Genomic DNA, 12,282 nt, shown 5'->3' with positions numbered 1-12,282 from the left:
TGCAGCTAACTTTGAAGCTTTTCTTAGTAATTTTGATTAACCTTTTAACCGTTATTAATGCTTGCCATTTTTAAAAAAGAAATAAACTCATTTTTCGCATCACCTATTGGGTATTTGGTTATTGCCATTTTTTTAGTGTTAAACGGACTGTTCTTATGGTTGTTTAAAGGCGAATTTAATATTTTAGATTACGGCTTTGCCGATGTTTCATCCTTCTTCCTATTAGCACCTTGGATTTTGATTTTTCTAATTCCTGCGGTGACTATGCGTAGTTTTTCCGATGAAAAAAAACAAGGTACTTTAGAGTTATTACTTACCAAACCCATATCGCATAGCAATATTGTTTTGGGTAAATATTTTGGTGCGTTTGTTTTAATACTATTCGCTTTATTACCAACGTTGATTTATGTTTACACGATTTATCAATTAGGAAACCCTGTAGGTAATTTAGATATTGGTAGTACCCTTGGCTCCTACTTTGGATTACTATTCTTAATTGCAGCATATACAGCTATTGGCATTTTTACTTCAACCTTGTCCGACAACCAAATAGTTGCATTTATAACGTCGGTATTTATATGTTTTGTTTTTTATATTGGTTTTGAAGGCATTGCCGATTTTATGTCTAGCAATTTTATTGAGCAACTAGGTATGAGTATTCATTTTAAAAGCATGAGTCGCGGTGTTTTAGATACGCGCGATATTATATATTTCTTAAGCGTAACTATCTTATTTTTAATGCTTACTAAATTCAATATTAACAAAGAAAAGAAATGATTTATACTCCGCTATTCGTTATATTTTTAATATTCGTTTTTATACTGGTTTGGTTATTTACCAATACCATTGATAAACGTAAATGGTTAAGCTTTTTAATAAGCTTGGCATTAACTCCAATAGTATATTATTATGTGTTTTATCCACTTTTAAACATATTTAGTAGTTACCACCATGAAAAACATTTTGATGCCGACGCTTGGGAATCAAAACCTGCATTACGCTATGAAATGAGTAATGAAATAATTAACGAACAACTCTTTTTAGGAAAAACAAAAAAAGAAGTAAAGGCTATTTTAGGCAAAAGTGAATGGTATGGCTGGGATGATAGCATCAAGGCAAATTCTCCAGAAAAATGGAATTACAACTTGGGTTATAAACCGGGAGCTTTTAACATGACTCAGGAATGCTTAGAACTTGTGTTTAAAAATAACAAAGTTGAAAGTATTAAACAATATCAATTAGAAACGAAGTTTGAAGAAAAAGAGTAAATATATTGTCATTTTATTAATAGCCATTATTGGTATTAATTACATTAGTAGTATCACCTTTAAACGGATTGATTTAACTAAAGACAAGCGCTATACCCTTAGTGATGCTACCATTGCTATTGTTAAAGATGTCGATTCCCCAATAGTAATTGATGTGTTTTTAAGTGGTGAAGATTTTCCTTCGGAATTCAGAAGACTTCAAAATGAGACAAAGCAACTTCTCGAAGAATTCACTTCTAAAAACAAAAACATTGTATTCCAATTTATTAATCCGTTGGAAGACGACTCCACACGCGACAGGAATATCCAACAACTTACCGAACGAGGTTTAACACCTATGCAATTAAGCGTTCAGGAAAGTGGTAAAGCATCTCAAGCCATCATTTTTCCTTGGGCTTTGGCTAGTTATAATGATATAACGGTAACTATACCACTTGTAAAAAATAAAATAGGCGCTTCCCAACAAGATTTGGTAACAAATTCAGTGCAACATTTAGAGTATGCCTTTGCTGATGGGTTTAACAAATTAACAAAGCCAAAAACTAAAAAAATAGCTGTTTTAAAAGGAAACAACCAACTACAAGATAAGTATATAGCTAATTTTATTAGAAAAATTGGCGAATATTATTTCATAGCACCTTTTACTTTAGATAGTGTTTCAAAATACCCTCAAAAAACGCTTGAAAAGCTAAAAGAATTCGATTTAATAATTTCTGCAAAACCTACAGAAGCTTTTACTGAAGACGAAAAATTCACCCTCGACCAATACACCATGAACGGTGGTAAAAGTATTTGGCTTATTGATGCCGTAGCTATGGAAAAAGATAGTCTTTACAATGCTACTGGCTCAAATTTCGCAATAACTAGAGAGCTAAATTTAACCGATTTTTTCTTTAATTATGGCGTTAGAATTAACCCTGCAATTGTAAGCTCCCTTTACTCCGCCCCCATTACATTGGCCATGGGAGAAGGTAGTGAATCGCAATTTCAGCATTTACGTTGGCCTTATTCTCCTTTAGCATCTACCAACGAAACACATCCCATTGTTAATAATTTAAATTTGGTGAAGTTTGATTTTGCCAATCAAATTGATACACTAAAAAACAACATCAAAAAAACGATATTACTAGAAAGTGCACCTTTAACAAAATTAGAAGGTACACCACGAGAAATTAGTTTAGAAGTAGTTACCCAAGATGCCGACCCTTCCTCCTTCAATAAAGGTAACCAAACCTTAGCGGTGTTGTTGGAAGGTGAATTTACTTCGGTTTATAAAAACCGTATAAAACCATTTAAACTTCAAAAGGAATTAAACAAAAGCAAACCAACTAAAATGATTGTTATCGCCGATGGTGATGTTATAAAAAATGATGTTTTTAGAGGTGAACCGCAAGAATTAGGCTTTGACAGATGGACCGGACAAACCTTTGGTAACAAAGAATTTTTGCTTAATGCGGTTAATTATTTGTTGGACGATAACGGACTTATAAACATTCGTTCCAAAGAAATTGCCATTAATTTTTTAGATCAGGAAAAAATTGCTGACCAAAAAACGAGCTGGCAACTTATAAATATACTACTTCCATTAGTGTTTTTAAGCATATTCGGCGTTATTTTTAATTATTTCAGAAGAAAAAAGTACACAAACTAAATGGCTAAAACCTATTTAAAACATCTTCTTCCGTAAAAATTAATGTTAATAAGTTTGTTTCCAATATTAGTATGTATAGAATATATTTGTAAGTAGAATAATTAAGCTTTAATCGAATTATTTAAAATTGTAACATGCTAAGTTCTTAAAAAATCTTAAAATGTTGCATTCTACCAATAAAACAACATTATAAACAGATGAAATTTATAGTATCAAGTACCTATTTATTAAAACAATTGCAGGTTTTAGGAGGTGTTATTAACAGTTCAAACACCTTACCTATTTTAGATAATTTTTTGTTTGAATTAGATAATTCAACACTTACAGTTTCTGCCAGTGATTTGGAAACCACCATGGCATCTTCATTGGAAGTTGAAAGTGAAAGCCAAGGAAGTGTTGCCATTCCTGCACGCTTATTACTAGATACATTAAAAACATTTCCTGAGCAACCGCTTACATTTATTGTTGAAGATAATAATACAGTTGAAATTAGTTCTAACCACGGAAAATACGCTTTAGCTTACGCTAATGGTAACGAATTTCCAAAAGCGGTTTCACTTGAAGACCCTAGTAAAACCATTGTACTTGGCGATGTATTAGCTTCAGCTATAAGTAAAACCATTTTTGCCGCTGGAAATGACGATTTACGTCCGGTAATGAGTGGAGTATTTTTTCAGTTTTCAACTCAAGGTTTAACCTTCGTTGCTACAGATGCTCATAAATTAGTAAAATATACGCGTGAGGATATAAAAGCCAACCAAGTAGCTGAATTCATAATGCCTAAAAAGCCTTTAAATTTATTAAAGGGTATTTTAGCAGGTAGTGAAAATGATGTTACAATTGAATATAACGACTCCAATGCAAAGTTTACTTTTGAAAACTCGGTTTTAATATGTCGATTAATAGATGGAAAGTACCCTAACTATGAAGCCGTGATACCTAAGGAGAATCCAAATAAATTGGTTATAAGTAGAACACAATTTTTAAATTCGGTACGTCGTGTTAGTATTTTCTCTAATAAAACAACACACCAAATCCGATTAAAAATTGCAGGTGCAGAACTTAATATTTCGGCTGAGGATATTGATTACAGCAACAAAGCCGAAGAACGTTTAACATGTGATTACCAAGGTGACGATATGCAAATTGGTTTCAACTCGCGTTTTCTAACCGAAATGCTTAATAACTTAAGTTCTGATGACGTACAACTAGAAATGAGTATGCCTAACAGGGCTGGGATTTTAACTCCAGTTGATGGATTGGATGAAGGAGAACAAATTACCATGCTGGTAATGCCTGTTATGCTAAATAGCTAAAAATCCAGTTTAGACAGGAATTTAAATATAATAAAAGAGGCTTCAGAAAATTTCTGAAGCCTCTTTTTCAATTTAAAAAAGTTGAATAAATACTTATTTAACAAGATTATCGCTTCCTTGAAACGCTTTAATTAATAAATTTAATAGACATAGGGTATTTAGGAGTTTCCCCGTTGCTTGTTTTTATTGCATTAATTATTGGAAATATTATGGATATAATTCCAAGAACAATAAAGCCCAAAAGGCCTAAACCTAATAATAAAATAAGTGGTATACAGATTATAAAATAAATAATCAGACTAAGTTGAAAGTTTATAATATTTTTTCCGTGTTCATCCATTTGATATACTTTCTCCTTTTGTGTAATCCAAATAATTAAGGGTAATATCAAACTTCCAAATCCGGTGGCCAATGTAATTAACTGACTTAAATGGGTAATGACTAACAATTGTTTATCTTCTCTCATTATGATATTTTTTGATTGATATCTATAGGACGTACAAACAACAAATATGTTACAACTATTACTAAAAATGAGATTTACTACACCTAGTACATACCTTTACCCCTCTTTTGATTGTAGTGCTCCTGAAACCATTCAGGTTGCTCTATATCATTATCATAGATATAATCTGAAATTTTGCTAATAACATCTTCTGGATATGGCAACTTCGCCATAACGCCAAATCGCTTAACAGCACCAAACATTTTTGCATCTTTTTCATTCGGGTTTTTAATCCAATTTTGCATAGCGTCAGTAAATTCTGCTTTTGTAGTGCTTTTAAAAATATAACGGTTTTTAATAGCAATCATTGGTGGAGCTAAACGCTTATCTTCGGTTGTGGTGGCATCATGACAAGCATAGCAATACGTTTCCATTAATTTTTTTCCTGGATGTGTGGGGTCGGATATTTTACTATAAACGCTGGTAACATCGGTATAAGTATCGCTTTTATCATTTTTACAATCTGTAAAACAAAACAACAGTACGAGTAACAAAAAATAAATTTTCATTATAAACATTTAAAATTAATCTTCGTTTTTTTTCATTGCCAAAAACGGAATAACTGTAGCAAAGGCAATTGTTTCCACCGCATGAGTTTTGAATAACCTTTCTAGAAATGTATGTTTGCTTACCAACATAGCTATCATTTTAATTCCTTTCGTTTCAGTAAACTCATGTATGGTTTCAAAGACTTTATCATTTTTTACAACCAAGTAATTAAAAACTGGGTTATTAAAATTTTTCTTCAATCGGCTAATGCATTTATTAAGTTCTTCAGTCGCATCCTGATCACAAAGAGCGTGCATAATATGTATTTCACTATTATTTAAAGCTATAATGTCATTTAGTGGTTTAAAATCATTGATGTTGTATAGGGTTTTAAAACTTGTAATAAACCCAACCTTATCTAAACCAGAATATTTACAGTTTTCTGGAATTGCCAAAACAGGTGCAACACCGCGCTGTATCACTTTAATTGTATTACTACCAAAAAGTACTTTAGCCAATCCTGAAGCACCTTTTGTCCCCATAATAATCAAGTCTACATTGTATTTTTCTGAAACTTGATTTATGGAATCTATAAAGTTGTCATAATCTACAACGGCTTCAAAATGATGATTACCATTACTGTGTTTCTTAACAATTTTAGCGATGATATTATTAATTGATTTTTTCGCAGCATCCACAATGGTATTATAAATTGTTGCAGAAGCATTTACTACCAACATATCATCCGAAATGAACGAAGATGCTCTTTGTACATTCAATATATAAAAATTACACACCTCATTTTTATATAATTCCACGGCATAGTTTATGGCATTAATGGAGTTTTTAGAAAAATCTGTTGGTAGTAATATCGTTTTCATAGCTTATTGTGTTTCAAAGTTCGTCATGCATTCTAATTATAATGAGTATTTCTATAAATTTACTTCAACAAATTAATTTAAACTATGATAATTGTCAGCCAGAATTCAGTCTAGGTTTTGCATATTAAAATTAGTTTAATTTCCAAAAGCATTGTATTTTCGGCACAATAAATGTTATAAATTTGCTTTAATTTTATTTTAGGTTTTATGGTTAGAATTATATCCCTTTTGGTTTTTCTAGTAACGTTTTCAACGAAGGTAAATGCACAAAACAAAGCTTTTACCGCTGGAGAAAAACTAATCTATACTGCTTCCTACAACATGTCTGGTGTGTTAACAGAAATTGCACAAATAAACATGGAGACCAGCGAGGTTAAAACATCCAAAGCTACCCTTCTAAAATTGAAATTAACGGCAGCTACTTACAGCAAGTGGGATAGTTTTTTTAAAATTAGAGATTTATACGAAAGTTATGTAAATCCGAGTAATATTACACCATACTTACACAACAGAGATGTTAATGAAGGTAGCTATTATAAAAATATGAAATACACATTTAGTAATAGTACCAATACAGTAAAATCTGTTATGAAGAAAAAGAATGATTATGTTGAAAATAATAACATAAAAATAAATTCTGGAACGAAAGATATTATTTCTTCATTATACTATTTACGAGTTTTAGATTATAAAAACATGGCTGAGGGAAGCAAAAAATACTTCACTATACTCTTTGATAATGAAGAAGTTAAAGGCGTTGTTACGTTTCTTAGAAAAGAAACAATTAATACAGGTATTGGTAAAAAAGAGTGTTATAAGTTGGCTGTAGGTTCTAGTGAAACCAATGTGTTACAAGGCACTAACAGTAATTTTATTTGGTTAACTGCTGATGAAAATAAAATTATAGTTTACGGTAAATTTAAAATTCCGGTGGGCACCGGCGAATTAAAAATTAAATCGGCTTCTGGACTTAAAAATTAACATTAAACGAATGAAAAAACTTTTCACCATATTAGCCTTAATAGCTTCCTTTATCGCTATTTTATTTTCGGTTTTACCTATTTCTAATTTGGCAATTTTTCCAGGTTTAGCAGCACTAATTTTTGGCGGCTTTGCATTTTACTTATCCAAAAAGACTGGCGAAGTAAAAAAAATTCTTCATTTTGCGTTCCTTTTAACCATAATGGCCCTATTACTCACCTCTTATAAAGCATTTTTTACTAAAACTCAAGTTGAAAACATTGAAGTTTTAGAAGCCAAGGAAATTCAATTTGAAGAAGAAGCCATTGAGGAATTAGAGGAACTAGATATTGAAGAAATTGAAATTGAAGCTGAAGAAATAAACGATATCCAAGTTGAAACCATTGAAAACGCACCTGCTGAAATTAAAAGCAAAAATATTACTGTTGATGAATTAGAAAATTTGGATTTAGGCAACTAACAACTCATATCTTATAACAAATTCAAAAAAAATTCCATGATTTATTTTACATTTCTTTGAGGGAATTTCAATAGAAAATAAGAACGCTCATTCAGCATCAAAAGTCTATTATTTAATTAGAATTGAAATTGGATTAATTAAATGGTTTTTGTAATATCGTAGAATAATCAAAGCTTCATATAATGAAAAAAATCACCTTTATTTTAGGGCTTGCTATTTTAATAGTAAGTTGTGGTACATGTCAAAACAAAAACAGCGCTGAAAATATTGGAAAAGTATACGACTATGCCGCAACAATTACCCAAGAGGAGTTAAGAGAAGCACTTTACACTTATGCCTCCGATGATTTTGAAGGTAGAAAAACAGGTGAGCCTGGACAAAAAAAAGCCATTGAGTTTATAAAAAATCATTACATAGAAATAGGAATTCCTTCACCATTAACCAATGGTGACTATTTTCAAAAAATTCCAGCCTCTTTTTTTACGAATGGAATTAAAGAATCTGAAAACGTATTAGCTTATATAAAAGGTTCTGAAAAACCCGAAGAAGTCATCGTAATTTCTGCACATTTAGATCATATTGGCATCTCAAAAAGTGGTGAAATTAATAACGGCGCCGATGATGACGGCTCTGGAACTGTAGCCATCATGGAAATAGCTGAAGCTTTTAAATTAGCAGCAGATAAAGGTCATGGTCCTAAACGCAGCATTCTGTTTTTACATATAACAGGTGAAGAAATTGGACTTTTTGGTTCAAAATATTATACCGACGTAGATCCAATTTTTCCTTTAGAAAATACTGTAGCAAATTTAAATATTGATATGATTGGTCGCGTTGATCGAAAACACGAAAAGCAACGCAATTATTTGTATTTAATAGGGTCTGACAAGTTAAGTACGGAATTACATGACATATCGGAAGCTGTGAACCTGAAGTATTTCAACATGAAGTTTGATTATACTTACAATGATGATAACGACCCGAACAGGTTCTATTACCGTTCGGATCATTACAATTTTGCTAAAAACAATATTCCTGTAATATTTTATTTTAACGGTACACATGCCGATTACCACAAACCTAGTGATACCCCAGATAAAATAGAATATGACGTATTAGAAACACGAGCTCGTTTAATTTTCCATACAGCTTGGGAATTGGCAAACAGAAATGAACGAATTAAGGTGGATAATAAATAACGAATTAGATAATACGGAAAGTTGAATAACTTAAAAATTCCAAACCTGTCTACAATTTATTAAAACAAATTTTGATAAGTGTATTAAAAACACCTCCATCTCTTAATTGAAGACTTTTTCTGCCTGCGCATTAAGAGTTTATAAATAGTCTTGCTTAGCCCATTTAACCACAATTATTACAAAAGTACTTAATTGGGATATTATCTCTCTATCGTTTTAAACCCTGATAAAAACAAAAAAGCTCCACTAAAATAGTGAAGCTTTTTGTGAGCCCTGAAGGATTCGAACCTTCGACCGCCTCCTTAGAAGGGAGGTGCTCTATCCAGCTGAGCTAAGAGCCCTCATCACGAAACAAAATAACTATTTTGTGTTTCGGAGTGCAAATATAAAATTAACTACATATTTAACAAAGATTATTCTCAATATTTTTTAAAACATTTTCATTTTATTTTTTTTCAATCCATAAACTGTTAAAAACATGCTTAGTAAATATTTCATTAGGTAATTTTAATTTTAAGTCCATATCTTTATATGTTGATTAAACCTTTTTAAATGATAAACGAATTACAAGAAAACTATGGCTATTTATTTGAAGAGGCCTTACTCATTGAAATAAGTAGTGCAGGAACTTACAAAGAGGTTCCTGAAGGTTTTCAGCTAATAAATATTGGCGATTATATAAAATCAATGCCCTTATTAGTTAGTGGTGCCGTAAAAATATTACGAGAAGACGATAATGGTGACGAACTCCTACTCTATTTTATAGAACAAGGTGATACTTGCGCTATGACGTTATCTTGCTGTATGGGCCAAATGAAAAGTGAAATAAGAGCGGTTGCAGAAACTCCTACCAAACTCATCATGATTCCTGTTGAAAAAATGAGTGAATGGATGGGAAAATACAAAAGTTGGCAAAATTTTATCCTGCAAAGCTACCATGATAGAATGACTGAACTTCTTGAAGCCATTGATACCATCGCGTTTTTAAAAATGGATGAGCGGCTACTGAAATACCTTAAAGATAAGGCAATGGTAAATCATGATGATGTTATTAATGTAACACATCAAAATATAGCATTCGACCTGCACACTTCTCGAGTTGTAATATCAAGATTACTGAAAACTTTAGAAAACCAGGGCAAAATAATCCTTTATAGAAACAGCATTAAAATTTTACAACTCTAAATGAATTGTAACTATTGTTACTAAAAAAAACGCCCTATTAACATAGCTTTGTACCTTTCAATTCAACTATGGAATTAATTGATTTATTAGGTTTTTTTTTAGCACTATTAATTGGCGTAGTATTAGGCCTCATTGGTGGAGGTGGATCCATTCTTACTGTACCTTTACTGGTATACCTTTTAGGATATAATCCAGTTGTGGCAACAGCTTATTCTTTATTTGTTGTGGGTGCATCGTCTGTTGTTGGAGTTATTCAAAAAAACAAAGAAAAATTAGTCGATTTTAAAACTGGCTTTATATTTTCATTCCCATCATTTTTGGCGGTATATATAACTAGGCGTTTTTTAGTGCCAGCCATACCGCTTGAAATCGTTAGTATTAATAACTTCATCCTAACTAAAGGAGTGGCTATCATGGTGTTTTTTGCTTTGATTATGATTGTAGCTGCTACTTCCATGATTAGAACAAAAAAAATTAACGATTCTGAATTTAAAAAGATTCCATATTATAATACCTTTATACAAGGAATCATTATAGGAACAATTACAGGATTAATAGGTGCTGGTGGCGGATTTTTATATGTTCCAGCATTGGTACTTTGGGCAGGATTACCAATGAAAAAAGCTGTTGGCACGTCGCTAGTTATAATTGCCATAAATTCTATTATAGGTTTTTCTGGCGATTTATATAACCTAGAAATTAATTGGGATTTTCTTATATTGTTTACCTCCTTAACCATTTTAGGCGTTTTGCTAGGTGGCTATTTATCAAAATTTATTTCAAACAAAAAATTAAAAAAAGGCTTTGGTTGGGTTGTTATGGTTATGGCTTTGTACATAATTATGAAAGAAACCTTATAAAAAACCAAACAAATAAAAATAAATAAACTATTATGAAGATAGAACAAATATATACCGGATGTTTAGCACAAGGTGCTTATTATATTGAAAGCGAAGGTGAAGTTGCTATTATCGATCCATTAAGAGAAGTGAATCAGTACATTAAAAAAGCTGATCACAATAACGCAAAAATTAAATACATTTTTGAAACCCATTTTCATGCAGATTTCGTAAGTGGCCATGTAACTTTATCAAAATTAACTGGTGCTCCTATAATCTATGGCCCCACTGCAAAACCTTCATTTGATGCTATCGTTGCAAAAGATGGTCAGGAATTTAAATTAGGTAACTTAACATTCGTCGCTCTTCATACACCTGGGCACACTATGGAAAGTACGACCTATTTACTAAAAGATGCTAAAGGTAAAAACCATGCTATATTTAGTGGAGACACCTTGTTTTTAGGCGATGTTGGTCGTCCAGATTTAGCGCAAAAGGCTGCCGACATGACACAAGAGGATCTGGCTGGATTACTTTATGATAGCTTGCGTAATAAAATAATGCCTCTAGCAGATGAAGTTATTGTTTATCCTGCACATGGTGCTGGTTCCGCTTGTGGAAAAAACTTGAGTAAAGAAACCATCGGTACCATTGGTGAGCAAAAACAAACCAATTACGCCTTACGTGCAAATATGACAAAGGCAGAGTTTATAAAAGAAGTTACGGATGGTCTACAACCACCACCGCAATATTTTCCTTTGAATGTTAAAATGAATAAAGAAGGATATGATGATATTGATAGCGTTATTAAACGCGGAACTAGACCACTTAGCGCCAAAGCTTTTGAATTAGCCGCCAATGAAACTGGCGCTGTTGTTTTAGATGTTAGAAATGAAAAGGACTTTGTTACAGGTCATATCCCTAGATCTATATTTATAGGTATTGATGGTGGTTTCGCACCATGGGTAGGTGCCTTAATTGCCGATGTAAAACAGCCGATTCTTTTAGTAACTCCTGAAGGACGCGAAGAAGAAACAATTATTAGATTATCTCGTGTTGGGTTCGATAATACTATTGGTTATTTACAAGGCAGCTTTGAAGCTTGGAAAAAAGCCGGTTTCGAATACGATACTATTTCATCAATATCTGCAGAGGAATTCAAATCAAGAATAGATAACAACACTGAAGCTGTTTTTGATGTTCGAAAGGTTGGAGAATATCAATCTGAACACGTAAAGGACGCACACAACACACCCTTAGATTATTTGAACGATTATCTTTCTGAATTTCCTAAAGACAAACCCTTTTTCATTCACTGCGCAGGAGGTTACAGATCGGTAATTGCTGCGTCAATTTTAAAAAGTAGAGGGATTCATAATTTAATTGATGTTGCTGGTGGTTTCGGGGCTATAAAGGAAGTTGGAATTCCTGTTACTAATTATGTTTGCCCTTCAAAATTATAAATTTAGTTATATTATTATTTCAATGGATACTATTTAGAAAATTAT

General features: G+C 32.1%; 13 protein-coding genes and 1 tRNA gene. 10 read left to right on the top strand and 4 right to left on the bottom strand.

What is annotated here, in order from left to right; translation table 11 throughout:
* Positions 1 to 57 precede the first annotated feature (57 nt).
* The 4 genes from gldF to dnaN all read left to right on the top strand — a co-directional run bounded on the left by gldF (position 58) and on the right by dnaN (position 4,235).
* Positions 58 to 777 (top strand): gliding motility-associated ABC transporter permease subunit GldF, encoded by a 720-nt coding sequence (gldF, locus tag ABYI63_RS01400; protein WP_372752641.1) that lies wholly within the window; start codon positions 58 to 60, stop codon positions 775 to 777.
* Positions 774 to 1,268 (top strand): hypothetical protein, encoded by a 495-nt coding sequence (locus tag ABYI63_RS01395; protein WP_372752639.1) that lies wholly within the window; start codon positions 774 to 776, stop codon positions 1,266 to 1,268. The genes gldF and ABYI63_RS01395 overlap by 4 nt, the downstream gene beginning before the upstream one ends.
* Positions 1,252 to 2,919 carry a gliding motility-associated ABC transporter substrate-binding protein GldG gene (gldG, locus tag ABYI63_RS01390; protein ID WP_372752637.1) on the top strand — a complete coding sequence of 556 codons (1,668 nt, stop codon included), beginning with the start codon at positions 1,252 to 1,254 and terminating at the stop codon, positions 2,917 to 2,919. Before ABYI63_RS01395 ends, gldG begins: the two co-directional genes overlap by 17 nt.
* Positions 2,920 to 3,116: 197 nt before the next feature.
* Entirely contained in the window at positions 3,117 to 4,235 is a 1,119-nt protein-coding gene (gene dnaN, locus ABYI63_RS01385; protein ID WP_372752635.1) for a DNA polymerase III subunit beta, read from the top strand.
* A 127-nt stretch (positions 4,236 to 4,362) separates the two neighbouring features.
* Here dnaN and ABYI63_RS01380 read toward each other — a convergent pair whose 3' ends face one another.
* From ABYI63_RS01380 to ABYI63_RS01370, 3 genes are all read right to left on the bottom strand, one after another.
* Complete coding sequence (locus ABYI63_RS01380; RefSeq protein ID WP_372752633.1) at positions 4,363 to 4,701, bottom strand: DUF4870 domain-containing protein; 339 nt, start codon at positions 4,699 to 4,701, stop codon at positions 4,363 to 4,365.
* Between the two features lie 83 nt (positions 4,702 to 4,784).
* On the bottom strand, positions 4,785 to 5,249 hold the full coding sequence (locus ABYI63_RS01375; protein ID WP_372752631.1) for a c-type cytochrome: 465 nt from the start codon (positions 5,247 to 5,249) through the stop codon (positions 4,785 to 4,787).
* Positions 5,250 to 5,264: 15 nt separating this feature from the next.
* Positions 5,265 to 6,110 (bottom strand): universal stress protein, encoded by an 846-nt coding sequence (locus tag ABYI63_RS01370; protein WP_372752629.1) that lies wholly within the window; start codon positions 6,108 to 6,110, stop codon positions 5,265 to 5,267.
* A 207-nt stretch (positions 6,111 to 6,317) separates the two neighbouring features.
* Here ABYI63_RS01370 and ABYI63_RS01365 point away from each other — a divergent pair, with 207 nt between their 5' ends.
* From ABYI63_RS01365 to ABYI63_RS01355, 3 genes are all read left to right on the top strand, one after another.
* The gene (locus ABYI63_RS01365) at positions 6,318 to 7,091 is read left to right on the top strand and encodes a DUF3108 domain-containing protein (protein ID WP_372752627.1); all 774 of its coding nucleotides are present in this window, start codon (positions 6,318 to 6,320) and stop codon (positions 7,089 to 7,091) included.
* Between the two features lie 10 nt (positions 7,092 to 7,101).
* A complete protein-coding gene (locus ABYI63_RS01360; RefSeq protein WP_372752625.1) occupies positions 7,102 to 7,551 on the top strand; it encodes an FUSC family protein in 450 nt (149 codons plus the stop codon).
* A gap of 182 nt (positions 7,552 to 7,733) precedes the next feature.
* On the top strand, positions 7,734 to 8,750 hold the full coding sequence (locus tag ABYI63_RS01355; protein ID WP_372752623.1) for a M28 family metallopeptidase: 1,017 nt from the start codon (positions 7,734 to 7,736) through the stop codon (positions 8,748 to 8,750).
* A gap of 267 nt (positions 8,751 to 9,017) precedes the next feature.
* On the opposite strand, the gene ABYI63_RS01350 is transcribed toward ABYI63_RS01355, so the two are convergent.
* A tRNA-Arg gene (locus ABYI63_RS01350) sits at positions 9,018 to 9,091 on the bottom strand.
* A 211-nt stretch (positions 9,092 to 9,302) separates the two neighbouring features.
* Between ABYI63_RS01350 and ABYI63_RS01345 the strand changes: the two genes are divergently transcribed.
* From ABYI63_RS01345 to ABYI63_RS01335, 3 genes are all read left to right on the top strand, one after another.
* The gene (locus tag ABYI63_RS01345; RefSeq protein WP_372752621.1) at positions 9,303 to 9,935 is read left to right on the top strand and encodes a Crp/Fnr family transcriptional regulator; all 633 of its coding nucleotides are present in this window, start codon (positions 9,303 to 9,305) and stop codon (positions 9,933 to 9,935) included.
* Between the two features lie 68 nt (positions 9,936 to 10,003).
* Positions 10,004 to 10,795, top strand: coding sequence for a sulfite exporter TauE/SafE family protein (locus tag ABYI63_RS01340; protein WP_372752619.1), 792 nt, complete (start codon positions 10,004 to 10,006; stop codon positions 10,793 to 10,795).
* A gap of 32 nt (positions 10,796 to 10,827) precedes the next feature.
* A complete protein-coding gene (locus ABYI63_RS01335; protein WP_372752617.1) occupies positions 10,828 to 12,237 on the top strand; it encodes a rhodanese-like domain-containing protein in 1,410 nt (469 codons plus the stop codon).
* The last annotated feature ends 45 nt before the right edge of the window (positions 12,238 to 12,282 follow it).

This window comes from Mariniflexile sp. (genome assembly GCF_041583155.1).
Taxonomy (GTDB): domain Bacteria; phylum Bacteroidota; class Bacteroidia; order Flavobacteriales; family Flavobacteriaceae; genus Mariniflexile.
This window is presented reverse-complemented; position numbering and strand designations above follow the sequence as displayed.